A 25,608-nucleotide genomic window follows, 5' to 3' on the forward strand; every position below is an offset into this window, starting at 1 on the left:
CCTATTCGCAAGCGGTACATACGACGTTATGGAAAGCCAACAACAAGCGGGACTCTGTCACGAAGATTTACAGTGTTTAAAAGGGTTGATTCCGGGATCCAGCGTCGACCTTCAGATTACTACGCCAACAGCGCCGAAGCGCGTAAAGACGCAGTACATTGGCATGGACATTCCCAATGGCGTAATGTTTCAGATTCCCATAAACCCGCGGTGGAGTTTTGTACGTGATTTGCTGGTTCCCGGCAATACCATCATTGTTCGTTATGTGCTGGAAGGTGAAACCGGACAGGTCATTGCTTTTCGCGTTAAGGTTATCCGGCTTATGTCCAAACCGTTCAGTATGTTGATCACCACCTTTCCCCGTTCGATCCAAACCATTGGCTTACGCTCGGAAAAGAGAAATCAGCCGGGCATTGCCGTGGATATTGTTGCCGAAGGCCTCGCCGCCTCAGAAGCGGTGAGTGGGGTCATTGTCGATGTATCGACCAAAGGATGCCGGGTGGCGCTACCGATAAACCAGCAGTGCCCGCAGCTGGAAAACAACAATTTATTAACATTGCACTATAAACTCGAAGGAGAACCTATTACTATTACCGGACAAATTAAAAATAAAACTCAGGAAGCCGGTCATCTGTATTATGGAATTCAATTTGATGAAGACCAGCCCGCAGTCGAGATATTACTGGAAAGGCATATTCTAATTGAATAGCTGCGCTCAATGCTGACTGACACAATAGTAATGTCTTAAGGAGATAGCCCATGCGACAGATAGAAAGGTTATTAACCCAATATTCCCATAGTCATCAAAATCGTACCAATATCATGATTCACGCTGTTGCTGTGCCTAGCATTTACTTTGTAACGCTAGGGCTGATCTGGTCTATCCCCGTTCCTCAGTGGCTTGCGCAGGCAGATGTGACCTGGGCCCACATTATCGCACTGCCTGTTCTGTATTATTATTTTCTGCTTTCTGGCCCAATCGGAGCAGCAATGACGCTTCTGACCATTATCGCATTTGGCGGAATCTCGTTGCTGGAAATGATGCATATTCCCGTCTGGCAGTTCTGTGTAATATTGTTTGTGATCATGTGGATGTTGCAGTTCGTGGGCCATAAAATTGAAGGCAAAAAGCCTTCTTTCACGCAAGATTTGCGATTTTTGTTAGTCGGCCCGGCGTGGTGGTGGGTACATTGGCTGAAGCGGTTAAATATCAGCTATTAATCGGCAGACGGGAAGGTATGCGTTTACCGTTAAATAATAACCATTGATGGTGCGATAAGCCGTATAAGGGTTACGACCAAAGCAGCCATAGCCCTGATAAATATGCGTATAATTGTGGATTAATAATAAATAAACGGTAGCAACGTGAGCAGTCGCTGGCAACGTCTTTTTGAGAGTAACGAACGTCTGTTTTGGACGCTGCACAGCGCAGGCTGGGCAGGTTTCGCTCTAATCTATTATATTGGCTCATTTCTTCATGATGTTCGCCCTATTTGGGTTTTTATAATTCTGCTGAACGCCTACGCAGGATGGCTCCTAACCATTCCCTTACGTTTTGTATTTCAGTGGACCCGCAAGCTGCCCCCGTTAAAAATGATTATCACGGTAGTATTTGCCTGCTACATCGTCGCTCTTGTGTGGGCAGTGGTGAAAAATATTAATTACTGGGAGATATACAAACACGGTTACCGTCCCGAAGCCTGGTACATGTATTTCACTAACACGATTAACTCGCTGATAATGATAGGCTGTTGGAGCGGTGTGTATTTTGGTATTAAAAACTTTCAGATGTTACAAAAAGAGAAGCAAAATGCCCTCAAAGCCAGCACGATGGCGCACCAGGCGCACATTAAGATGTTGCGCTATCAGCTCAACCCCCATTTCCTTTTTAACACGCTTAATGCTATTTCCACGCTTATTCTGCTAAAGGAGAATGATATCGCAGAGGCTATGGTCTCGCGACTCAGTGATTTTCTACGGTATTCATTAGATAACGACCCCATAAAGCGTGTTCCTCTGGGACAGGAAATCAAGGCGCTAAGACTATATCTGGAAATAGAAAAAGTTCGCTTTGACGACAGGCTGGAAGTGAACTGGGATATTGATGAACGATGTGAAAACGCCCTGGTTCCGAGTATGATCTTGCAACCTATTATTGAAAACGCTGTCAAACACGCCATATCTAAAATGGAGCAGGGCGGTAGAATAGCCATATCTGCTCGCACCTTTGGGAATGATTTATTGATGGATGTCGCCGATAACGGCCCTGGAGCAGATATCAGAGACGGCCAGTTGAGTCGAGTGAATGGCGTGGGGCTGGTAAATATCAGAGAAAGACTGCAGTCGCTATATCACCGGAATTTTGCCTTTTCTATAGAGCATAACCAGCCTTCAGGTGTTAGAGTACGGCTTCGCATCCCTTATGAAATAAAAGACGCATGAGCATGAGTGAGCAAAAAATTAAAACTGTTGTAGTAGATGATGAACCGTTAGCACGCAAAGGGCTGCGAACCAGGCTTGAACGTCACGCTGATATTGAAGTGGTAGCAGAATGCCAAAATGGCGTTGATGCGGTGAGCGTGATATCAAAATTGCGTCCGGATCTTGTTTTTTTAGACATTCAGATGCCGGGGCTAAACGGCTTTCAGGTGATCCATAAACTGCGTGAACTCCATCAGCCGATCCCGTTAATCGTGTTTGTTACGGCATATGACAGTTATGCCATTAAAGCGTTCGATGTTCACGCACTGGACTATCTACTCAAGCCCGCTGACGATGAACGTCTGCGTGAAACGCTGGTAAAAGTCAGGAATTATTTTGGTAATCAACATCAGGATGAGCAGTCCCGTAAACTGGTAGATCTTGTTGCTGACCTTACGGGCGATGACTGCGAAGAAATTCTGCGTAAGCTTGCGAACGGTGAAGCGATTGAAACTAATCCTTATCCTGATGTTTTAGCGATAAAAGATGGCTCTGAGGTAACACGCGTTGCCGTGCAGGATATCCAGTGGATTGATGCTGCTGGTGATTATATGTGTGTACATGCTCTTGATGGTATGCACATTATGCGTAAAACCATGAAAGAGCTTGAGCAGGAACTTAATCCTCAATGGTTTGTGCGCGTTCATCGCTCGGCTATTGCTAACATTCGATTTGTAAAAAAGCTGGTGAGTCATATTAGCGGCGAATACCATTTGATTTTACAAAATGATACAGAATTAAAGGTGAGTCGCAGCCATCGTGACAAAGTAAAAGCGGCGATGAAAATGTAGCACACTGCCGCTAACTTAGCGGCAGTGTGAAAAAACTGTTCCCATAGCCTTTCTGGTGCTTATTGCTTGCTGGTAGAGGGGCAAGCAATAGCGACGCATCAACATTCGTCTGATTTTTCTGAGTAAGCGTTACGCGTAACGATTATTCATCAGGCTTTCCATGGTCGAGACGGTAAATTCATCCAGCGGCTTCCTCTTCTGCCAGGTGCTGGGAAGCGGGACTTTCACAGGTTTACCGTGACATTCACCAATCATAATTCCGGATATATCACTGCCTACTAAAGATACCGCATAGGCACCTAAGCGGGTGGCAAGCAGACGATCCTGGCTTACCGGCGAGCCGCCCCTTTGAACATGACCAAGAATTACCGGTTTCACTTCAGATTCTGTTAATTTTGTCAGTTGTTCAGCCAGATCGTTTACACCTTTAGGCCACAGGTTTTCCGCCAGCACAATAATGTAGCTCACATCGCCGCGCTCTCTACGGCGCTTGGTAAGCTGTTGCATTATCGCTTCAAGTGTCTGCTCCTCGCTTTCAAAAAGTTCGGGTAAAATGACATAATCTGCAGCAGAGGCCAGCGCTGCGTTCAAGCCGAGAAACCCAGCGCGGCGCCCCATGACCTCTACCAAAAAGATCCGTTCGAAAGAATCGGCGGTATCGCGTACCTTATCAATAGAGGTTACTGCGGTTTCAATAGCCGTGTGGTAGCCGATAGTGACATCGGTGCCCTGAATATCATTGTCAATCGTACCGGGCAGCCCAAGAAGTTGACCCTCCCAGAATTGGCTTAAATGCACCGCTCCGCGAAAGGAACCATCACCGCCGATTATAATTAACGTATCAACTTCAAGCTGGCGAAGATTGTCTGCTGCACGCTTCGCTTCCTCGCGTCCTTCAAATTCTTTACATCGCGCACTGCGTAACATAGTGCCGCCTTGCTGAATGAGGTTATGCACCGAGCGGCCATCTAACAGACGATACTCCTGATGAAGCAAACCATTGAAACCGTGCATATAGCCGAGCACCGAATAATCTGCCCGTTCGCAGGCAAGTACAATCGCTCTAATACATGCATTCATGCCAGGCGCGTCGCCGCCTGATGTCAAAACGGCTACTTTCTTTGTCACAAATGGTAACCTTTTATTAATTGATAATCCGTGCTTTCAAAGTACATTGAAAGTTACCTGATGTCGCTGCGCTGATCCATCAGCCCCCGAGTCCCGAACTAAGCATGGCAGATGAATAAAAAACTTCCAGTGTCGCAGCGTCCAGAATTTGTGTATATCACAGCTTGTTCAATTGCGGTGATTTCCCGAACTTTTTTACTTCCCAAACGATTAATAAGATTCAAAATATTACTTAAGGACAAGTTATGAAGAACCTGTTGATGGGGCTAGGGCTGATGTTTTTAGCCGGTTGCTCATCCAAGCTCGCGTATAATAATCTTGATTGGCTGGTTTACTGGTACATGGATGATTACATCGAACTTAACGATGCTCAGGAAAAAGCCTTTGATAAAAAGCTTTCTGGCTGGTTGGACTGGCATCGCTCTCAGGAACTTCAGAAATATATTGAGCAATTAAAAACATTACGAACGGACGTAGAGAACGATAATCTTACTGAGAGCCAGTTATTAAAACATCTGAGTGAAGCCACAGATCATTGGCACAGGGTGAGGAATAAGCTGGCGCCACAACTGGCCGCAATGGCAGAAAAACTTGAAGATGAGCAGGTAATTCGTTTATTTGCAGCTCTGGAAGCGGATAACAAAGAAGAAGAGGAAGAGCTGCAGGAGTTGTTAGAAGAGTCTGAGGAGGAACAGGCTAAAGACCATCTGGAGGACATGGAGGAAGATATGGAAGAAAGGCTGGGAGATTTAACCCACGAGCAGAAAGCCATTATTGCGCGTTTTTCGCCTCGTTTTACATCTACCCATGCAGAATGGTTGCAGTATCGGCGGGATACTCAACAAGCCGCGCGCAAACTTTTTGCGACGCGCCAGAGCAACCCTGACTTTGTCGCCGATCTCACCTATGTTATGACCCACCCTGATGAATATCGTAGTGAAAGCTATCAGCAACATCGGGCGCAAAACCGCGAACTCTACGCTCAAATGGCAGCTGCTATCGCCAAAACGTTAACGCCGGAGCAAAAGCACAAGCTCTTACGCGAGATTAACGATACTATCAGTGACTTTGAAGGCTTTCAGCAAGATGATTGAACGCCTAATGCCTTGAATAGTCTGGCGGGCGCTGAAGTTTTTGTCGCTGCAAACGTTCTGGTACAGTAGGGCGTCTCCATAAGCTGAAAGCAGCGCCAATTGTTATTCGCAGCGGTGGCCTGTTGTCGCACATTATCGGTGTCCTGGCTTGTACGCTTTCAGCTTAAGATGTACAACATTGGCAGAACAATAATATTTAGGGCAAGTGATGGAAAAAGTAGCACTATTCGTTGATGTACAAAATGTGTACTACACCTCCCGTGAAGCGTTCAGAAGACACTTTAATTACAATGCGTTTTGGCAAGAGGCTACTCAGGGTAGAGAAGTTGTAAAAGCCATAGCTTATGCCATAGATAAAGGTGATAAGAAGCAGCAGGAATTTCAGAACATACTTCGGGGAATTGGTTTTGAAGTCAAGCTGAAGCCTTATATTCAGCGCGCTGATGGCTCAGCGAAAGGCGATTGGGATGTGGGTATTACTATCGACGTTATGGACTACTCGCAGGCTGTAGACACCGTCATTTTGGTTTCGGGCGACGGCGACTTTGATCTGCTTGCTGGTAGACTCACGCAGGACACAGATAAAAGGGTGGAAGTATATGGTGTTCCACAACTGACGGCTGCCTCTTTGGTAAATGCAGCCAGCCGGTTTATTCCCATCGATGAAACGTTGTTGTTGGGATAGTTTGATAGCCGCTTATCCCGCACGGTTATTGGAAACTCACTTTTGCACATCGACAAGTGGAATATCATCCGCGACGTTTTTACAAGTGAATTTCCCCAAGTCACCGCCATGAATAGGTTGTTCAGGGCTCGATCACTGGAAGGCAGAGAAAAGAGCGTTTTTCCAACAATATAGAACAAGGGAGCGTTTAAAGGCGAGCGATAGCCTGAAGTCTATCAGTTCGCTGATGAGCAATTAAACCCTAACCAGTTAAGAATGAGAGTCTAGTGCCAGCTGTAGTAGCTCAGCCGCACCTAATACTCAGATAGCTATTGAATATAACTAAAGAGTTCGTCTTTTATGTCGGCTAATTTCTGCGCATGTTCTTCCTGCAGCGGTGTGTCTTCCACTAGTTTATACATGCGTTTGCACTCTTTAATAAGTGCAGGCTCGCCTTTTGTATTCTTATGCAGTATCTTTAACATGCATTGCAACAAATTTAGTGCGACACCCGTGTTTACCGGTGCAAGTTGCTGGGCGAGGATAAATTGTTCTTTGGCCTGCTCAAACTGGCCTTCCTGATAAAGCTGGATACCTTTACGATTAAACGTCGCGTACTCTCGTTGCCGTTCTGCACTTCGTTCCAGTTCTGAAGCTATCAGGTACTGACTATTAGGATCCAGATCTTCTCCGCGCTGTTTTAGCAGTGCAATCAAATCCTGCGCATCATCGTATTCGCCTAAATCATACATGACTTTCAAGCTGTCGGGTGCGTAGGCTGGGGGATAATTCTCGTACTGCTTTTTTATGGCGCTTTGCGATTGCACCAGATTACGCTTGGCATCCAACATTTTGCCATCCAGACTACAGATTCTGGCATTCATCACCTGCTCAAAAATATCAACGCTAAAGGTTTCATCCATGCGGCTAAGCGTTTCATCAAATTTGCCGCGTTGCAGAACCAAAATTGCTTCTTGCTGGTATCGGTTTCGCGTGCGCTTATCTTCGGCATGTTCGGCAACATCCAAAATACTTCGAATGTATCCGCACCAATAAACAATACTCTGATGAACGGTTCGTTTGGATAAATGCCAGATACTGTGGCTGGATTCACTAGCCAGCGCATAGTCGTTATTGTCTCTGGCAATAGAACAGGCGGTAAAGTGACGGGACAAAGAAAACGGTGAAAGTTTTATCGCATGACGGATTGATTCCAGCGCCATTTCACCAGCTTCAGGAGTGTTGTTCTGTGCTTCGGCAATAACATCATACGCTTCTGCACTAAAGCGATTGAGTTCTAAAACTTTACGCGCAACTTCGATGGCTCGCTCTTTCTGATTTTGTAGCAGGTAAGTACGCGATAGCGCCAAATATGCCCATAAAGCGGGCTTTTTGTCTTCATAAGGCGTCAGAATCGCTAACGCTGCTGACAGTTCATTGGTATTCCAGTATAACTGAACCAGCATCTGCTCGCAGGAACGCTGGTAAGGCGACCCTTCGACGGCGAGCGATTTACATGCGGCAATTGCAGCGCTGGTATCGTTTTTAAACAATGCTCCATAAATAGGAGCCATGTACTGTCGCTTATGCCAGGCTCGTGCAATTCGGCTTTTTAACTGAGCCTGAGAAAATGGCTTGACCAGATAATCGTCAGGCCGACGTTCAATTGACCCTAATACAACAGGGCGGGCGCTGTCAGCACTGATAAGTAAAAAAATGGTGGACGGCTTTATTAACTGGCGCACCCGCAGCTCTTCAATAAACTCATATCCATTTTTTTTATCGCTGCCAAGATGCAGATCAGCAATGACAATATCGAATTTCTGCCGTCGGCATAACGATATAGCTTGTTCTGCGGAAGACTTTGTCACTACGTCTGTCGCGCCCATCGAATTCATCAGGCCTCTCAATAGCAACAGAAACGGGCGCTGATCCTCAACGATGAGTACTTGTTTATCAGCGTATATCATGATGTTGTCATCCGCGTAAAAATCCTCCTTTTCCCGACCATGATCAAAGATATAGGCAAGATTAGCAAGTATCTCTATTAATACATCTGCGCTAAAGGTTATTAAAGAGAGGTCGATAAGGAGACTGTGTTGCAGCAATTTAGGCCAATAGGTTTGACTGAGTTAACAGGTTTCGCACCCATTAGTAACCTCGAATGGTCCGGGGCTTTGTCCGCATCTGCGGGAAAAGGAGCGTTATTTTCGCTGTATTTGGCGATGCATTGCCAGCCGGGTCACGAACCTGTTCGTATTCATTCAGAAGCAGAAAATGCTTCTTCAGATGCTGCAGCTTTGGATCACCTGAATCATTATCCCCGTGCGCCGCTAGGTGCAGACGATGCGGCGTTTCAACGTTTATTAGTAACCGGTAATTTGATCAACCAACGGGATATTTCTTCGGTTAACCTTTGGCAGGCCATGCATCCGGATCCTCTGAGTATAAGAAATAATGCCAAGCACATTCCCGCAGATGTTATCGCAAACTGTAGTATGGCCACGCAGATGAAGCTTCAGGTGGCTTCGTCAACTACGGTTAATGCAGATGAGACCTTGTTGACTGATATTATTGCGGGTTCAGAACAGTTTTTTGCCGCAGCATAAAGTAGGTAAATACCAGGGAAGAGCATGAACGATTAAAAATTCAGCAGTCTCAGGGAATAAGCTAAATTTCTCATCCGAAACGCCGTAAAATCATCCCTGATGGCTCTGCTGGAGCATCCATGCTCCAGACGTTCGGCGAAGAAATCTTCACTTATCGCTTAAAAATCATTCGCGATCTTACCTCTATCTCTGAGATGATCGCACATCAAGGCGATACTATAAGTAGAAATTTTTAATCGGTTTTGTTATATTCCCGCCGCATTTTGCACTGGTCTTACGTTCCAATCAGCAAAGGTAATATAAATATGGCTCAATATATTGTTTGCGCGATGTATAAATTTGTAGCGCTTAACAACTATCAATCTATGCGGCAACCGCTGTTAAAAGCTATGGAAGCTAACGGTATTAAAGGCACGTTGCTCCTCGCTTCTGAAGGTATTAACGGCACCGTATCGGGTACGCGCGAAGGTATTGACAGTTTACTTGCCTATCTTAATGAAGATGCGCGCATTAGACCGATTTCGACGAAAGAATCTCTGCACGATGAGCAGCCGTTCTATCGCACCAAAGTAAAGCTGAAAAATGAAATTGTCACCATGGGTGTTGAAGGCATTGATCCTCGTCATACCGTTGGCACTTACGTAAAACCTCAGGATTGGAATAATTTAATCAGTGATCCGGACGTAGTGGTTATTGATACCCGCAACGATTACGAAATTGAAATTGGTACTTTTAAGCACGCAAAAAATCCTAATACTTCCTCATTTCGTGAATTTCCACAGTATGTGGAACAGAACCTTGATCCCGGTTCACATAAAAAGGTAGCGATGTTTTGTACCGGCGGTATCCGCTGTGAAAAGTCCACGGCTTATCTTAAAGAGCAGGGGTTTGAAGAAGTTTACCATCTGGAAGGTGGAATTCTGCAGTACTTGCAGGATGTCCCTGAGGAAGAATCCTTGTGGCAAGGCGACTGTTTTGTCTTTGATAATCGCGTGGCGGTTAACCATAAGCTGGAAAGAAGCCACTATGAACAATGCTATGCATGTCGTTTACCTATAACGGCTGAAGATAAACAAAGCGAAAAATATGAAGCAGGTGTCAGTTGTCCTCATTGCTTTGGTACTCATACAGAAGATCAACTTGCGCGCTTCCGTGAACGTGAAAAACAAGTTCAATTAGCTAAGTCTCGCGCTGAGGAACATGTTGGAACGGATGCTCGAATGGTAATGCTGAAGAAGCGTCAGGAAAAGGCGCAAGCTCAACGCTTACGGGCCTTGCAGGCAAAACAGAATCAAGCGTAGACACTGGCTCTAGTGGGCGGTAAACTGTGTAGCTAACGTAGTAATATTATTAGGGAAACTCAGTGGACGCCCAACTTTCAGAAGATAAAATTGCCGAAATTAAAAGTGACTTCAGTTTTTTTGATCGTGATGGAAATGGTCAAATAGATTTACCTGAATTTATCGAGCTACTCACCACACTGTCACCCAAGACCAAAGTGAATCACGTTGAAGAAGGCTTCAAATTGATTGACAGTAACAATGATGGTTATATCGATTTTGAAGAATTCTTATCCTGGTGGCAGGAAGGGTGGTGGGAATACTAGGGCTTGTTGACCTTTGCTGTTCCAATTTGTTCAAAATAAAACTTTTTGATTGCGGCGCGAGCTATGAAGCCCTTCTTAGTAAAACTCACCTAAGTAAATAGCGAGCAACAAAGAGCAAGACAGGTTTATGACGAACCCTGCAAAAATGAACAGAAAAGACCAACACACCCTAAATTGCCGGGTGAATTGCCTACTTAGTCAACTTCCGGAGTAGCGGGAAGACATTTCCCACTATTCCAGCTCAAAATTTATGAGTTGTTATCGTCGTCTTCCTTCAGATCTCGCCTTGGCCCCTTTTTTCTCATCACCGGCAGTTCACCCACATTTTTACCTTCCAATGTATTAACTCGCTTCTTTACGATCGGTTTAGCACCATTTTTAAGGCTGCCTCGCGCTGGATGATCTGATGTAGTGGCTCGTTGGGAAGCTTTTTGCGGAGCTTCTCTACCTGTAAAGGTAGAAGGGAGTTCAGGATGTTTTTCAGCGAGTAGCGGATAGGCCACATGATTTTGAATAGCCTGAAAGCTGCGCCAGTCACGTGGCCCGACAAATGATATTGCCACACCTTTTTGTCCTGCCCGGCCGGTGCGTCCTATCCTATGAATGTATTCATCAGTCTGTTTAGGTAAATCGAAATTGATAACTAACCCGACCTTTAGAAGATCAAGGCCTCTGGAAGCAACATCGGTGGTAACCAAAATGCTATGCTGGCCGCGACCAAACTCACTCATAATCTGCGCACGTTGGTGCTGCGGTAAATCGCCACGTAAACCTATGGCATGTAAATTCTGTGCATTCAGCGCGTCTGCCAAACGATTAGTGTCTTCACGAGTAGCAGTGAAAATAACCGCCTGATTATAAGATTGCTGCTGCAAACAAGCGAGGAGCATGGCATCTTTGTGATTAACATCATCGGCAAAAAATACCGACTGCGCTATATCTACATGTTCAGCGTTAGATTCACCTACTGATACTCGAACCGGTGCCTTAAGCAAACTTTTAGTTAAATGACTAAGAGCCAGATTATCCAACGTTGCAGAGAATAACATGGTTTGACGTTTTCTATGATCAGCGAAATGATTGATCTGGTTCAGCTGGCTGGCGAATCCCAGGTCTAACATACGATCTGCTTCATCAAAAATAAGCAGCTCTAAGCCATTAATAAAAAACGATTTATCCGTTAAATGATCCGCTATCCTTCCCGCTGTGCCCACAATAATGTGTGGGCTACGCCGCAACACTTTTACCTGATCATTAAAGTTTTCTCCACCTACCACTAACGCACATTGAATACCCAATTTGCCGGACAGGCTTTTCGCCTCTATAAACACCTGTTTTGCCAGCTCGCGAGTAGGAGCAAGAATCAGTACGCGAGGGTCCTGACGGCTTAGCGCTTTGGTATTTAATAAGCGATTAATGGTGGGAATAAGAAACGCCAGGGTTTTACCTGAGCCCGTTTTAGAAGACGCTACGATATCTTTGCCTTGGATTGCAGGCAGAATTGTCTGTTGCTGAATCTCTGTCAATGATTCAAAACCTTTTTCCTGAAGGCGCGAGATTATTTTGTGATGGACGGGGAGATCGCTGATTTGCAAGTTATAGCCTCATGATTATATCCAGCCCATTATCTCTGAATAAAACGGCAAGTTAAAGGTTTAGTCATTTTTACTCCCCCTGCTAATGAGCTAACGCTGACAGTTCATCGAAATAATGGGTTTTGCTTAGTCCAGATTGATGATAATTTCAGGCTGATCTTTCCAAACGTTTAACGTGTTAGCTTTCACAGGAGTTAATAATTCATTGGCAAAAGAAGTCGCTGGATTTAAATGCTAAAGAAAGGTACGGCGGTCAAGCGGCTGTAACAGTTCGATAAGTAAGGCGTTGAAACGGATTTTGCTGTTCTGAGAAAATAGTCAGTAGAAGGCGGAACTACGTCCGCTCCTAAATGTGAACAATTATACTGATCCGCATGAATGTGAATAAATATTACACCTGCATTTCAGGTACGTTATCTGCGGCAACTAATCTCCCGGCTGTTTTTAGCCTTATTTCTTCAACGCTTACACCTGGCGCGCGTTCCTGTAAATGAAAGGCCCCATCTTTGACCTCCAGTACAGCTAAATCCGTAATAATTCGCGTAATACAATTTACGCCGGTGAGCGGCAGGGAACATTCTTGAAGAAGTTTAGAATTGCCGTGCTTATCTGCATGCATCATGGTGACAATGATATTTTTTGCTCCCGCAACCAAGTCCATCGCGCCGCCCATTCCTTTAACCAGCTTCCCGGGAATCATCCATGAGGCAATATTTCCGTTTACATCAACCTCAAAGGCGCCCAGGACGGTAAAATCAACGTGGCCGCCTCGGATCATGGCGAAACTTTCGGCCGAATGAAAAATAGAAGCACCCACGCTAGCCGTTACCGTTTCTTTACCTGCATTTATCATATCAGCATCCACTTCAGCTTCGGTGGGATACCTTCCCATGCCAAGTAGGCCGTTTTCAGACTGCAGCATTACATCAACACCGGCAGGGACATAATTCGCCGCAAGGGTAGGGATGCCAATCCCCAGGTTGACATAGCTGCCGTCTTTGAATTCCTGCGCCACGCGCATTGCAATTTGTTCTCGAGTCAGTGCCATGTTATCGCTCCTCCTTTGCCAGGACTTTGCGTTCGATACGTTTTTCAAAAGCACCTTTAATAACGCGGTCTACATAAATGCCGGGGGTGTGAATATGTGCAGGGTCAAGCTCTCCAGGCTCCACAATTTCTTCTACTTCAACCACCGTAATTTTTCCTGCAGTTGCGGCTATAGGATTGAAGTTCTGAGCGGTATGTCGATATATGCAATTTCCATATCGGTCTGCTTTCCACGCTTTTACAATGGCGAAATCGCCTGTTATTGACTTTTCCATAATGTAAGGTCGCCCATTGAATTCTTTTACTTCTTTACCTTCGCCAACGGGTGTTCCATATCCGGTAGCGGTATAAAAAGCCGGAATGCCGGCCCCTCCAGCACGCATCTTTTCTGCCAATGTGCCTTGAGGAGTCAATTCCACTTCCAGTTCACCGTTTAATAACTGCTTTTCAAATAAAGCATTTTCGCCGACGTAGGATGACACCATTTTTTTGATCTGTTTATCTTCCAGCAATATGCCTAATCCGAATCCATCTACACCGCAGTTATTAGACACCACCGTCAATCCCTTCACCCCCATGGCTTTAATTTTTGCAATGAGTCCTTCTGGGATGCCGCACAGCCCAAAACCGCCAGCGATAACGGTCATGTTGTCAGCCAATCCCTGCATAGCTTCATCATAATTGGCTACGACTTTATCGAAACCTGACATACGAACGCTCCTGTTGTTGTGTTTTGCTAAACAAAAGTATCAGCGATTGCTAATTTTTTGTAAAATCGATTTAATATCAACATTAATAAATTAAATTTATCAATAAAATGGCTGTCTCTTATCGCAATATGTTGGCATTTATTCGTGTGGCTGAGTCTGCAACGTTCGCAGAAGCTGCAGAAAAACTGCATCTCACACAACCAGCGCTTTCTTCCTCAATAAAGAAAATGGAAGAACAGCTGGGAGGCAAACTTTTTAGTCGTAGCACCCGCCACGTCCAGCTTACGCCTGAAGGAGAAACACTGCTGCCTACGGCGCAGCGTCTTTTAAATGAATGGGACGAGACTTTCCATGACATGCAGAACCTGTTTGCAATGCAGACTGGAAAGCTGACTGTTGCAGCCATGCCATCCTTTGCAGAATCCAAACTACCTGTTTTTTTAAAAGCCTATCACGATGCTTATCCTAATGTGCGCTTACGAATTCTTGATGTTGTAATGGAGGCCACTATTGATAGCGTACTTACCGGACGCGCTGAAATTGGTTTTACCTTTGAGCCTGAAGTATTGGATGGATTTGAGTTTGTACCGCTGTTCAGCGACCATTTTGTTGCTGTGTTATATCCTTCTCATCCGCAGGCATCAGCAAAAAGTATCGGCTGGCCAGCGCTACTGGCAAACCCTTTTATCGCCATGAACCGCGGCTCAGCGGTACGTAAGTGGACTGAACAAATTGCACAAGATGTTGGTACGTTAACCATTATCGCTGAGGCTGGGCAATTAGGATCTTTAGGGCAGCTCATTGCACAACGTTTGGGAGTGTCAGTAGTACCGGCATTATGCACGGCACAAATGCAAAGCAAAGGATTGATTTGTTTACCTATAGAGAACAGCCCGCTAATTAAGCGCGTCGGCATGATTCGCCAATCGCGTGGCAGCTTGTCTGCCGCTGCGCAGGCACTGTGGGAGATGTGCCCGGTGCTTTCTTAAGCGGGTGCCGGGCAGGGCGCTCTCGCTACCATTTCTTTTTCGGTGCGAACAGCTCGTCGAGTTCGTTTCTTTCGTCGGCTTTCTTTTTAGCTCGATCCTGCGCGTTGACATTTTTCAAATTATTCTGAATATCGGCGAGAGACTGCTTTACGGTAAGAATACGCGTTTTCACGTAATCATCCGGCTGGGTCTGATTTTCCAGTGCTACCACCGCTTTTTCGAAATACTGACGTGCAGAACCTAACATATTCGCTTGTAGCGCCGCATTGCCACGTTTGACTAAGGTTTCCACATTGACTTTTAATTGCAGTCTTTCCAGATATTTTTCTTCTTCAATATAGGTCTTAGTGTCAGTCTTTCCTTTTCCATGCTCTGAACGCAGCAGGATCCGTAGTTTTTTTACCGCTTGAATATACTGAATAATCAGTTTGTCATTATCAGGTAACGTAAATTCACTTAACTGCGCGGTATCGCTGGCATCCAGATTTGCAGTGCGTGTTTCTGCATCACTTATACGCTGTTTAATGTCGGGCGCCGCCGACCCCATTTCATTCATAATTTTTAACGCATTCAGAACCCGCCGATGCAGGATTTGCATTAATCTTTGGGAAATGGGGATAGTATTGCAAGCCATAATGACGTTTTCAGTTTCATCAACAATGGCTCTCTGTTTGGCAACTTCTGCTCGCCTCTCAGCATCTACCTTTGCGCGGTGCTGCTGAAACGCGTTGATAAAAATGGCCGTAATGATGAGCACCACAATGAGTATAATTATTATGGTAAACATGAGTGTGTTTCCGTTCGCTTTTTATGTTGTCGCCCCGATCTGAATCCAGGAATTTCGACAAAGGTTTATTTTTCTATCGGCAGAGTTTACGGTAATTTTACTTCAAATACACTGCCGCCCAGCGTACCACCATTACTTAACGAAATCTCGCCACATCTTTTTCCCTGCGTATGAGCAGAGGCAATCATTCGCGCAAAAAACAATCCCAGCCCGGTTCTTCCCTGACTTACACTGAAGTTCGCCAATGCAGTATGGCTGTTATCTAACATCGCTTGAGGGTAGCCTGGTCCATCATCTTCAATACGTATGATTAAATAATCATCCTTTTTAAAGGCTTGCAAACGAATTTTTGCGGTACCGTAACGCATCGCATTTATCATGACATCGTTGATAAGCAGGTAAATCAGTTCGCTGTCCAGATACCAGCTGAGCCCTGCGTGACTTTGTACATCGACCTGCAGGTTCTTCTGCTCCATATATACCTGCACTGAACCCATGACATCTTCAAATAAATCGTCCATAAAACACTCGTCCACCGTAATGGGCAAATTATTTAGTTCCGCACGATAGAGAGAAAGAATTTGTACCAGATTGGTGTTTAACCTCGAGGCTTCATAATGCACGTTTGCCACTTGCTCATGAGCACCGGTATTTGCAATAGGAATATTTGCAGAAAGGTTTTCAATGGACTGAATAAGTAAACACAGCGAGTTCTTCATATCGTGGACCGCGGCTGCTAAAACCGAAGAAAAGTCTATTGACGAGGGTGAAGATATATCTGCTTTAGATTGGGTTGTCATGAAATGCCATCGATTCTGCTTCTGTGCTTATGCTAGTATTACTGATAATTCGAAGGTATGCCCCGGTTTATCGAATAAGAGGCACGGTAATAAACGAACCGACTCTAGCAATAAGCGTCTGTTTTCGATATAACGTTACCATAATCAGGAATTAGTTCCAGTAGGTGAGAGACAGAAGGATATGAAATTACAGCAGCTGCGGTATATTGTTGAAGTTCAAAACAATAACTTAAACGTGTCAGCAACAGCAGAAAGCCTTTATACGTCTCAGCCAGGGATCAGTAAACAGGTACGCATGCTGGAAGATGAACTGGGCGTACAAATATTTGGCCGAAGCGGTAAACATCTTACGCATGTAACCGATGCGGGGCGTGATGTGATTAATATTGCCCGGGAAATTCTCGCAAAAGTAGAAAGCATCAAGGCCGTGGCCCGTGAACACACGTTACCTGACCAAGGCAAGCTGAATATTGCCACCACCCACACTCAGGCCCGTTACGCGTTACCAGATGTAATACAGGGCTTTATGAACAAATACCCGAAAGTCTCCTTGCACATGCATCAGGGTACGCCATCGCAGATTTCCGATCTTGCTGCTAAAGGCGAGGCAGATTTCGCCATTGCTACAGAGGCGCTGCATCTCTACAACGATTTGGTAATGCTGCCATGCTACCATTGGAATCGCAGTGTCATCGTTAACAAAGACCATCCACTTTCCAAAAAATCGTCAATTGATATCAGTGATATCGCGAAATACCCGTTAGTGACTTATGTCTTTGGTTTCACTGGTCGCTCCGAACTGGATCATGCCTTTGAGCGGGCAGGTTTAACACCCAAGATTGTGTTTACGGCGACTGATGCTGACGTCATCAAAACTTATGTGCGTCTGGGTGTGGGAATTGGCGTGATTGCATCTATGGCCGTGAGCGAAGATCTGGACGCTGACTTAGTGAAAATTGATGCTAGCCATTTGTTTGACTACAGCACTACCAAAATCGGCTTTCGCAAAGGTTCTTTTTTGCGTAGCTACATGTTCGATTTTATCGAACGCTTTGCGCCACATTTGACTAAAGACAAAGTGGAAAAGGCAATGATGCTAAAGAACAACGATGAAGTGGAGAAAATGTTCAAAGGCGTCACGCTGCCCGTGAAATGACAACGTGACGTAGTGTCTTTAGCACTCAATAATGTTGACAGCCAAGCCGCCTCGCGCGGTCTCTTTATATTTTGTTTTCATGTCGTTACCCGTCTCACGCATCGTTTTTATTACTTTATCCAGCGACACTTTATGTTCGCCGCTGCCGCGCAATGCCAGACGCGAAGCATTAATGGCTTTTATGGCACCCATGGCATTGCGTTCGATACATGGAACTTGTACCAGCCCCCCGACCGGATCACAGGTTAGCCCCAGATTATGCTCCATACCAATTTCTGCCGCATTTTCTACTGAAGCTACAGTACCTCCCATAATTTCTGCCAATGCGCCTGCCGCCATAGAACAAGCAACGCCGACTTCGCCCTGGCAACCCACCTCGGCTCCAGAAATCGAGGCATTTTCTTTATAAAGAATTCCTATGGCACCGGCGGTCAGCAAAAACCGGCTTGCGGTTTCTGCATCTACCGGCCGAATAAACTTGTCGACGTATTGTAACACCGCCGGAATAATGCCAGCCGCGCCATTTGTCGGAGCCGTTACCACGCGACCGCCAGCGGCATTTTCTTCGTTTACCGCAAGCGCAAATAAGTTAACCCAGTCCATCGTTTGCATAGGATCAGTTGTGTGTTCCGTTTGCAACCGTCGATATAGGCCCGGCGCGCGACGCACCACTTTCAGGCCTCCGGGCAAAATACCCTCACTTTCAATTCCCCGCTGAATACAGGCCTTCATCACCTGCCAAATACCAAAAAGTTTTTCTTTGACTTCATGAGCAGGTCGATGTACGGCCTCGTTTTTTAACATCAGCGAACTGATACATAATCCGTTGGCTTTACACATTTCCATCAGTTCGGCGGCGCTTTTAAACGGAAAGGGAACTTTAGCCTGCACCGACAGTGCATTATCTTTTACGGCTTCAAACTCTTCATCTTTGATAATAAAACCGCCACCAATACTATAATAGGTTTGCTCTCGCACGGTCTCATCGCCTTTCATAGCGAAAAATGTTAATGCGTTAGCATGGCGGGGAAGTGTTTTGCGTCGATGAAAAGTAATAGCATTTTTATTGGGAAATTTTACACTATGTCGTCCATTGAGAGTAATTCGCTGTTCACGCTCGATGGTTTCCAATGTACTGTCGATAAGATCAACATCGATAGTTTCCGGATTTTCGCCTAGTAAGCCTAATATTACCGCCTTGCCAGTACCATGCCCTTTTCCTGTTTGGCCTAGCGAGCCAAAAAGCTCAACCTTTACCGTTGTCAACGCGTCAAGCAAGCCATCATTGTCCAGTTGAGAGACAAACTCAGCCCCAGCCCGCATTGGTCCCACGGTATGGGAGCTGGAAGGGCCGATGCCGACACTGAACATATCGAATACGCTTATCATAGGGTATTTATTCCACTTATTTATGGTTATAGAGTGATCATGCATGGAGTAGGGAACAACTACAATACAGAAAAGCTAATAGTTTAATAAGGAAAGCTAATCGTGTGTAAACTAAACTTTAAACCTGAGAGCAGCAGGAACCCGATAAGTTAACGTGAGCGCTGGACGAACCCTCACGCCTATTCAGCTAAGTAAAATGAGAGGTTTCGTAACATTGCAGCGGTGGCTCCCCATATCATTCGGTCTTGCCAGGGAATAAAATAGATAGGAAATGTCTCACCATGACGATGAGTATGGTGAGCAAGATGATTCTGCCGATCCATTAAAAATGCTAAGGGAACATCAAAGGCGCTGGCCACTTCGTTAGCATCAAGTTTGGTTTCAAAGTCAGGATCAACGAAACCCACTACCGGGGTAATGGTATATCCACTTATCGTGCGGTAGACAGGTAAAGCTCCCACAATACTGATGTTTTGGGAAGGAAGACCGATTTCTTCCTGCGCCTCGCGTATCGCTGCATCAAATATGCTGGCGTCTGAAGGGTCAACAGCACCGCCGGGAAAACTGATTTGCCCGGGGTGGTGACGTAAATGATGCGCTCTTTCGGTAAGTAATACATGTAAACCATCAGGCTTGTCCACAAGCGGAATCAATACCGCAGCAGGTCGTCCTTTACTGCGTAAGGGATAGTCAGGCTCCAGAGCAACGGCTTGAATATGATGAAAGCGTCGAATGAATTCCGCTTTATGCACCGTATTTCTCCAAAGCCGGTAATATCCGCGACACTTTATCCAATGTTTCCTGATATTCAGCGTCAGCGTCAGAATCCAGCACTATGCCGCCGCCCGCCCAGCAGTGAAGCACGCCGTTTTCTGCCAATAACGTACGGATAAGAATGCTTGAGTCCATATCTTGTCGAAAACCTAAATAGAAAATGCTGCCACAATAGACGTTGCGCCTATGCGGCTCAAGTTCATCAATAATTTCCATTGCCCGAATTTTTGGCGCGCCAGTAATCGAACCACCGGGAAACGCACCCGTCAACAGATCAAGGGGCGTCGAACGTTCGTTGAGTTCACCAAGTACGGTACTTACCATATGATGCACCGCCGCGTAACTTTCCAGTTTGAAGAGGTCGGGTACTTTTACGCTGCCGGCTTTACAATGCTTACTTAAATCGTTGCGTAGCAGGTCAACGATCATCAGATTTTCTGCCCGATCTTTTTCTGCGGACAACAATGCCTCTGCGCTGGCTTTATCTAATTGCGGATCGCTATATCTTGGGCGGGTGCCTTTAATCGGCTTGGTTTCCACCTGGCTTTCCTTTACCGCAAGAAAACGTTCAGGAGAAATACTCATAACGCAGGCTTCGGCTAACCGGACAAAAGCGGAAAAAGGCGCCTGATTTTGTTGACTAAGATAAACGTATGCTTGCCATTCATCACCAGTGTACGGGGCCGAAAACCGCTGCGCCATGTTTACCTGATAACAGTCGCCAGCTCTTAAGTATTTTCCAATACGATGTAACGCGTCGGTGTACTGGCCTTTGCTAAGATTAGATTGCCAGGGCTGCGTGAGGGAAAAAGGAGCGGTTTTTGGAGCGATCTCTGAGTCAGGAGAAATGCCCCAGTTGCCAACCTCTATTTGCGACAGATTGGTAAGCCTGCAATCGTAAATGATACCCGTGGTGGTATCTTCTATTAAAGAGCGCGGATAAATGCCAATTGCCATATCAGGACAAGCGTAATCCGCCAATGCGTGAGACGGTAACGATTCATAGTAGCGGCCAAGATCATAACCACACAATCCTGCAGCACCGGCGAGAAAGGGAAGAAAATCTGCGTAGGTATGGCTCTGCGCTTCAATATTAACGCCAGCAAAAAATGTGTCTGTCACTCGCTGGACCGCGGCCAAAGGCTTTTCTTCCAGTATTGTCGTCGTTTGCTCAAGACAATCCGTTAGCAGCGTCTGTCCTTGTTCCGCTGTCACTAAAAATACTGGCTCCCATAGCATGATATTGAATCGGCTGTTGCTACTGCGGTTATTGGCGGTATCCAGCAATACAGAACCCGGCTGAAGCTGAATGCGTTCAAACAGGGTATGCAAAGTCATACCGGAAGACTCTGGCAGTACAGAAATTTTTAGTTCTTTTGAAAAGCGTGCGTACATGATGTTAATAAAATTACGGCTATTGTTGTCAGGTATAGGTAAAGCATTCGTTTCAATTTTGCGTGTTTTGCCGATACCATCCGATACCAACACTGTGGCGCTAACGTCTAACAGGTTTTACTTGGTGACAATTCTTCAGATGCGCTAGTATACGCGTTTTTAGAAAGCTAACACCACGAAAGGCTATTAGAAAAGAGGACGCCATGACCGTTATTCGTCAACAAGACTTTATAGATAGTATTGAAGATGCCTTGCAATTTATCTCGTATTATCACCCTCTGGATTATGTAAAAGCCGTCGAAAAGGCCTATTTGAAAGAGCAAAGCCAGGCAGCTAAAGATGCGATGGCGCAAATCCTCATCAACTCCCGTATGTCCGCTGAGGGTAAACGGCCTTTGTGTCAGGATACCGGCATTGTAACCTGTTTTGTGAAAATCGGCATGGCGGTAACCTGGGATAAACACGATCTGACTGTTCAACAAATGGTCGATGAAGGAACGCGTCGCGCCTATAACAACGCCGATAATCCGTTGCGGGCTTCTATTGTTGCTGACCCTGCAGGAGCGCGAATAAATACCAAAGACAATACACCTGCCGTTGTTCACATTGATATGGTGCCGGGGGATAAAATTGAGGTAATGATTGCGGCAAAAGGTGGCGGTTCGGAAAACAAATCTAAAATGGTGATGCTAAACCCTAGCGATGATATTGCTGAATGGGTGGAAAAAACGCTGCCGACAATGGGCGCGGGCTGGTGTCCGCCGGGAATGCTGGGTATAGGCATTGGCGGTACTGCAGAAAAAGCGGCGGTACTGGCAAAAGAAAGTCTGATGGATCCCGTGGATATTCAGGAATTAATGGACCGGGGCGCGCAGACAACTGAAGAAAAGCTGCGATTGGAAATCTTTAAACGCGTGAATAACCTTGGTATCGGCGCGCAAGGCCTCGGCGGTTTAACAACAGTGGTCGATGTAAAAATAAAATCGCTGCCGACGCACGCGGCCTCTAAGCCAGTGGCTATGATCCCTAACTGCGCCGCTACCCGTCACGCTCATTTTTATTTGGATGGCAGTGGGCCGGCCGAATTAAAAGCACCGAAACTGGAAGAGTGGCCAGAAGTGACCTGGGAAGTGAGCGCAGATACTCGCCGGGTCAATCTAGATACTGTCACCAAAGCCGATATTCAGGATTGGAAAGTTGGCGAAACGGTGTTGCTGTCGGGCAAAATGCTTACAGGCCGTGACGCGGCGCACAAGCGTATTCAAACCATGTTGAACAATGGCGAAGGTTTACCCGAAGGCGTCGATTTAACCAATCGCTTTATCTATTATGTTGGGCCGGTTGATGCGGTGGGCAACGAAGTTGTTGGTCCTGCTGGCCCTACAACTGCCACGCGCATGGACAAGTTTACCGATATGATGCTGGAGCAAACCGGCTTAATTGGCATGATTGGTAAGGCAGAAAGAGGTCCGGCGACAGTGGACTCTATCGCCAAACACCAATCAGTTTATCTTATGGCTGTAGGCGGAGCGGCTTATCTGGTATCTAAAGCTATTAAGAAATCCCGCGTGGTGGCCTTTGAAGACTTAGGAATGGAAGCCATTTATGAGTTTGATGTCGAGGATATGCCGGTAACGGTTGCGGTGGACAGCACCGGCGCTAACGCGCATAAAACGGGTCCGGCGATTTGGAAGGCAAAAATAGAGGAGCTGGACAAGGCCCTATCTAAATAGAATGTTGTAGCTGTTCTCTTAGTCTCGAAGCAAGAATAAAGCGGGTGCCCAAGTGCACCCGCTTTTGCATTTTGGAAAATATTCCGCATAATAGTCAAAATGCCACTGGATGGATATACAATAACTATGTTTGCTGTTGAGGTTTATGAAATAGCCTGGGCATTAGCGGGTTTGGCTGTTGGCGCGGCCGTAGCGACCTTTCTGGCTAAAAGAAAGCAAAGTCAGGATCAACTGTCCTGGGAGCGAGATAAAGAACTTGTAGCGCAGCAATACGAGCAACTGAAAAGCAGCACGCAGGTGCAGATTGATGCCAGGGATGAAGAACTTTTCCATAGTCGGGAGAGAATTTATCAGGCGCAAAACCAGCTCGGTCAGTTAAACCAGAAAGCCACACAACTTCATCAGCTTGAAGATGAACACGCCTCATTAAAAGAAGAATTAAAAGTTGTTCAGCGTGAGTTTTCAGCACTGCAAACTCAATACGAGTCACAACGCGCCAGTTTTTCTGAAGTGCAACGCGCGCATGAGGAGAAGCTTGAAATCATGAATGCAGCAGAGCAGCGTCTGCAGGTCCAGTTTGAAAATCTCGCGAATCAGATTTTTGAGCAAAAAAGTGAAAGTTTTACCAAGCTCAATAAATCAGGTATTGAAGCGTTGCTCACTCCGCTTAAAGAACAGATTGAAGGGTTTAAGCAGCAGGTTAGTGATCAATACATTCGTGAAGGGCAGGAGCGGGCGTCACTAAAAACGGAAATAATGACGCTTAAAGAACTTAATCAAAAAATTACCGAAGAAGCCAGTGCGCTGACAATGGCTTTAAAAGGCGACAATAAAAAGCAAGGGAACTGGGGCGAAGTTGTGCTCGAACGAATTTTAAAAGAGTCAGGACTACGTGAAGGGCATGAATTTGAAACCCAGGTTTCAGTGCGCTCTGAAGCGGGCAAGCTGCAACAGCCCGATGTAGTGGTGCATTTACCCAATGATAAAGATGTCATCATTGATGCTAAAGTCAGTCTTTCTGCTTATGAACGCTTTTTTAATGCTAATGACGACAGTGAGCGCGCCCGATGCCTCAGTGAACACGTAGCGTCTATCCGCAACCACATCAAAGGCTTGGGCAATAAAGATTATCACGAGCTAACAGCGCTGAAAACGCTGGATTACGTGCTGATGTTTATTCCCATTGAGCCTGCCTTTTTGCTCGCGGTGGAAGAGGCGCCGGAACTTATATCACTGGCGTTAAATCACAACATTATGCTGGTAAGCCCAACTAATCTGCTGGTTGCCCTAAGAACGATTAATAATATTTGGCAGTATGAGTACCAGAACCAGAATGCACAGAAAATTGCTGCTCATGCAGGCAAACTGTATGACAAATTTACCGGATTTGTTGCGGATATGGAGAAAATTGGCCGTTCACTGGAAGTGACGCAAAAGCACTTCGATGGCGCTTTTAGCAAACTGTCCAGTGGCCGGGGGAATATGATCCGGCAGGTAGAGCAGTTCAGGGCGCTGGGCGTACAGCCGAGCAAGCGGCTACCCAATGATCTTGCGTTACAGGATGCGGATCCCGATGACGAATAAATAGAGCGAGGGAAACAGGGTGAGCCGCAAAAAACTCACCCTCAGTTCTTAAATTGTTCGGGTGGCCATTGCCGGAGGAATGTTAGACGCGCGCATCGCTGGACCTAGCACTGCAAGTTGTCCCACGACTAAAAGCAGCACTACGCCAGCCGGAATATAAAACCATTGTAGCGCAGAAACAGCAAACCATTGTATTAGCAGCATGTTAAGCCCAATAGTTAACGCCACACCCAACATAATACCCGCCGTGCTTATCATCATGTTTTCCAGCATGAAGTAGCGAATAATCGCACCTTTGCTTGCGCCCAGGGCGCGGCGGGTACCAATTTGCTTTTTTCGACGATTAACGTTAAAGCTGGCTAAACCGACAATTCCCATTGCGGTTATTGCAGTTAATAACACCATTACCAGAGCAAGAATTTTTATCATGGCGCTGTGCTGACGATAGCTGCGTTCGCGGGTTTCCGTTAAGGTGGTAACATCGCGAATGATACGGTTGGGGTAAGCCTCTGCCAGGGTGGCTTCTACCTTAGCCATTAATGCATCCCGTTGGCCAGGTTCGGTTCGAATTAAATAACGCGTAGATTCGCTAACTGTTTTTTCTGGCGATAACATAGCGTGTTCCAAATCATCCCAACCTATCCATGGAGCCTGAAGTTTATCGACAATTCCTTTTATAATGACAGGTTCATCTTCACCGATGTATACCGCACTTCCCACGGTTTGCTGCCAGGGCGTATCAGGAAACAAGCTCTGTACCAGCGCTTTGGTTAAAATTGCAGTGGCAGGCCAATCCGGCTGATTGCGCTCTCGCCATCTTATTTCCGATGGCGTAAAGTTTTCGCCGGCAATAAGTTGTAAATCTAAGGTGTTGATTGCGTGATCATCCACAAGATAATTTGCAGTGCCAACATCTTCCACATCATCGCCAGGTTCAGTCGAAAGACTCATAGACCAGCCACCACCACTGATGGGAATGGCATTAATCTGAATGGCATCAACCACTCCTGGTGTGCGGCGCAGCCTGTCGAGATCTTCGGTGACGACTCGTTTATGTTCAAAGTTTTTACCAAACCCGGTAGAGGTAAGATAGAAAGTATTCGCTTCATCAACGCCACTTTCTCGTTGCATCAGCGCACTACGTTCAACAATGATAAATACCGCATTAACAATAATCGTCATAGTTACTGCCATCTGCAGCGCTATTAATACAGCGCCCACTTTATTCCGGCTTAACGCGCGAAAAATCGGACCTATTTCCCATTGATTCATAACG

24 protein-coding genes are annotated in these 25,608 nt (G+C 45.9%); 13 read left to right on the plus strand and 11 right to left on the minus strand.

Features of this window, described 5'->3' with window-relative positions; genetic code table 11:
• Nucleotides 1-28 precede the first annotated feature (28 nt).
• From CA267_RS18290 to CA267_RS18305, 4 genes are all read left to right on the plus strand, one after another.
• A complete protein-coding gene (locus tag CA267_RS18290) occupies nucleotides 29-709 on the plus strand; it encodes a PilZ domain-containing protein (RefSeq protein WP_075609455.1) in 681 nt (226 codons plus the stop codon).
• 50 nt (nucleotides 710-759) lie between these two features.
• A complete protein-coding gene (locus tag CA267_RS18295; protein WP_075609454.1) occupies nucleotides 760-1,221 on the plus strand; it encodes an Mpo1 family 2-hydroxy fatty acid dioxygenase in 462 nt (153 codons plus the stop codon).
• A 144-nt stretch (nucleotides 1,222-1,365) separates the two neighbouring features.
• Nucleotides 1,366-2,442: a sensor histidine kinase gene (locus tag CA267_RS18300; protein WP_075609453.1), complete on the plus strand. Its 1,077-nt coding sequence runs from the start codon at nucleotides 1,366-1,368 to the stop codon at nucleotides 2,440-2,442.
• A 2-nt stretch (nucleotides 2,443-2,444) separates the two neighbouring features.
• Nucleotides 2,445-3,272, plus strand: coding sequence for a LytR/AlgR family response regulator transcription factor (locus tag CA267_RS18305; RefSeq protein ID WP_075609452.1), 828 nt, complete (start codon nucleotides 2,445-2,447; stop codon nucleotides 3,270-3,272).
• Nucleotides 3,273-3,401: 129 nt separating this feature from the next.
• Here the strand turns inward: CA267_RS18305 and CA267_RS18310 are convergent, their stop codons facing one another.
• Complete coding sequence (locus tag CA267_RS18310; protein WP_075609451.1) at nucleotides 3,402-4,400, minus strand: 6-phosphofructokinase; 999 nt, start codon at nucleotides 4,398-4,400, stop codon at nucleotides 3,402-3,404.
• A gap of 245 nt (nucleotides 4,401-4,645) precedes the next feature.
• Here CA267_RS18310 and CA267_RS18315 point away from each other — a divergent pair, with 245 nt between their 5' ends.
• Nucleotides 4,646-5,494, plus strand: a complete 849-nt coding sequence (locus CA267_RS18315; RefSeq protein WP_075609450.1) for a DUF6279 family lipoprotein — start codon at nucleotides 4,646-4,648, stop codon at nucleotides 5,492-5,494.
• Between the two features lie 208 nt (nucleotides 5,495-5,702).
• The gene (locus CA267_RS18320; RefSeq protein ID WP_075609449.1) at nucleotides 5,703-6,179 is read left to right on the plus strand and encodes a LabA-like NYN domain-containing protein; all 477 of its coding nucleotides are present in this window, start codon (nucleotides 5,703-5,705) and stop codon (nucleotides 6,177-6,179) included.
• A 308-nt stretch (nucleotides 6,180-6,487) separates the two neighbouring features.
• Here CA267_RS18320 and CA267_RS18325 read toward each other — a convergent pair whose 3' ends face one another.
• Nucleotides 6,488-8,128, minus strand: a complete 1,641-nt coding sequence (locus tag CA267_RS18325; RefSeq protein ID WP_075609448.1) for a response regulator — start codon at nucleotides 8,126-8,128, stop codon at nucleotides 6,488-6,490.
• A gap of 126 nt (nucleotides 8,129-8,254) precedes the next feature.
• Here CA267_RS18325 and CA267_RS18330 point away from each other — a divergent pair, with 126 nt between their 5' ends.
• From CA267_RS18330 to CA267_RS18340, 3 genes are all read left to right on the plus strand, one after another.
• The gene (locus CA267_RS18330; protein WP_083638446.1) at nucleotides 8,255-8,767 is read left to right on the plus strand and encodes a VC2046/SO_2500 family protein; all 513 of its coding nucleotides are present in this window, start codon (nucleotides 8,255-8,257) and stop codon (nucleotides 8,765-8,767) included.
• A 305-nt stretch (nucleotides 8,768-9,072) separates the two neighbouring features.
• Nucleotides 9,073-10,068 (plus strand): oxygen-dependent tRNA uridine(34) hydroxylase TrhO, encoded by a 996-nt coding sequence (trhO, locus tag CA267_RS18335; protein WP_075609447.1) that lies wholly within the window; start codon nucleotides 9,073-9,075, stop codon nucleotides 10,066-10,068.
• A gap of 62 nt (nucleotides 10,069-10,130) precedes the next feature.
• On the plus strand, nucleotides 10,131-10,373 hold the full coding sequence (locus CA267_RS18340; RefSeq protein WP_075609446.1) for an EF-hand domain-containing protein: 243 nt from the start codon (nucleotides 10,131-10,133) through the stop codon (nucleotides 10,371-10,373).
• A 248-nt stretch (nucleotides 10,374-10,621) separates the two neighbouring features.
• Here the strand turns inward: CA267_RS18340 and CA267_RS18345 are convergent, their stop codons facing one another.
• From CA267_RS18345 to CA267_RS18355, 3 genes are all read right to left on the minus strand, one after another.
• Nucleotides 10,622-11,968 carry a DEAD/DEAH box helicase gene (locus CA267_RS18345; RefSeq protein WP_075609445.1) on the minus strand — a complete coding sequence of 449 codons (1,347 nt, stop codon included), beginning with the start codon at nucleotides 11,966-11,968 and terminating at the stop codon, nucleotides 10,622-10,624.
• A gap of 391 nt (nucleotides 11,969-12,359) precedes the next feature.
• Complete coding sequence (locus CA267_RS18350; protein ID WP_075609444.1) at nucleotides 12,360-13,016, minus strand: 3-oxoacid CoA-transferase subunit B; 657 nt, start codon at nucleotides 13,014-13,016, stop codon at nucleotides 12,360-12,362.
• A 1-nt stretch (nucleotide 13,017) separates the two neighbouring features.
• Entirely contained in the window at nucleotides 13,018-13,725 is a 708-nt protein-coding gene (locus CA267_RS18355) for a CoA transferase subunit A (protein ID WP_075609443.1), read from the minus strand.
• 107 nt (nucleotides 13,726-13,832) lie between these two features.
• Between CA267_RS18355 and CA267_RS18360 the strand changes: the two genes are divergently transcribed.
• The gene (locus CA267_RS18360; RefSeq protein ID WP_075609442.1) at nucleotides 13,833-14,714 is read left to right on the plus strand and encodes a LysR family transcriptional regulator; all 882 of its coding nucleotides are present in this window, start codon (nucleotides 13,833-13,835) and stop codon (nucleotides 14,712-14,714) included.
• Between the two features lie 25 nt (nucleotides 14,715-14,739).
• Here the strand turns inward: CA267_RS18360 and CA267_RS18365 are convergent, their stop codons facing one another.
• Nucleotides 14,740-15,501 (minus strand): hypothetical protein, encoded by a 762-nt coding sequence (locus CA267_RS18365; protein ID WP_075609441.1) that lies wholly within the window; start codon nucleotides 15,499-15,501, stop codon nucleotides 14,740-14,742.
• Nucleotides 15,502-15,587: 86 nt separating this feature from the next.
• Nucleotides 15,588-16,301, minus strand: a complete 714-nt coding sequence (locus tag CA267_RS18370; protein WP_075609440.1) for a sensor histidine kinase — start codon at nucleotides 16,299-16,301, stop codon at nucleotides 15,588-15,590.
• 181 nt (nucleotides 16,302-16,482) lie between these two features.
• On the opposite strand from CA267_RS18370, the gene cysB reads away from it, so the two are divergent.
• Nucleotides 16,483-17,457, plus strand: coding sequence for an HTH-type transcriptional regulator CysB (cysB, locus tag CA267_RS18375; RefSeq protein ID WP_075609439.1), 975 nt, complete (start codon nucleotides 16,483-16,485; stop codon nucleotides 17,455-17,457).
• Nucleotides 17,458-17,475: 18 nt separating this feature from the next.
• Here cysB and CA267_RS18380 read toward each other — a convergent pair whose 3' ends face one another.
• The 3 genes from CA267_RS18380 to pabB form a co-directional block, all read right to left on the minus strand.
• A complete protein-coding gene (locus CA267_RS18380) occupies nucleotides 17,476-18,846 on the minus strand; it encodes an L-serine ammonia-lyase (RefSeq protein WP_075609438.1) in 1,371 nt (456 codons plus the stop codon).
• 179 nt (nucleotides 18,847-19,025) lie between these two features.
• Nucleotides 19,026-19,598, minus strand: coding sequence for a CoA pyrophosphatase (locus CA267_RS18385; protein WP_075609437.1), 573 nt, complete (start codon nucleotides 19,596-19,598; stop codon nucleotides 19,026-19,028).
• Nucleotides 19,591-21,015, minus strand: a complete 1,425-nt coding sequence (pabB, locus tag CA267_RS18390) for an aminodeoxychorismate synthase component I (RefSeq protein ID WP_075610067.1) — start codon at nucleotides 21,013-21,015, stop codon at nucleotides 19,591-19,593. The genes CA267_RS18385 and pabB overlap by 8 nt, the downstream gene beginning before the upstream one ends.
• Nucleotides 21,016-21,218: 203 nt before the next feature.
• Here pabB and CA267_RS18395 point away from each other — a divergent pair, with 203 nt between their 5' ends.
• Complete coding sequence (locus CA267_RS18395; protein WP_075609436.1) at nucleotides 21,219-22,748, plus strand: fumarate hydratase; 1,530 nt, start codon at nucleotides 21,219-21,221, stop codon at nucleotides 22,746-22,748.
• A 126-nt stretch (nucleotides 22,749-22,874) separates the two neighbouring features.
• The gene (rmuC, locus tag CA267_RS18400) at nucleotides 22,875-24,332 is read left to right on the plus strand and encodes a DNA recombination protein RmuC (RefSeq protein WP_170669090.1); all 1,458 of its coding nucleotides are present in this window, start codon (nucleotides 22,875-22,877) and stop codon (nucleotides 24,330-24,332) included.
• A 48-nt stretch (nucleotides 24,333-24,380) separates the two neighbouring features.
• Here the strand turns inward: rmuC and CA267_RS18405 are convergent, their stop codons facing one another.
• Nucleotides 24,381-25,604 carry an ABC transporter permease gene (locus tag CA267_RS18405; protein WP_075609434.1) on the minus strand — a complete coding sequence of 408 codons (1,224 nt, stop codon included), beginning with the start codon at nucleotides 25,602-25,604 and terminating at the stop codon, nucleotides 24,381-24,383.
• Nucleotides 25,605-25,608: the final 4 nt, after the last annotated feature.

The organism is Alteromonas pelagimontana, from assembly GCF_002499975.2.
Classification (GTDB): domain Bacteria; phylum Pseudomonadota; class Gammaproteobacteria; order Enterobacterales; family Alteromonadaceae; genus Alteromonas; species Alteromonas pelagimontana.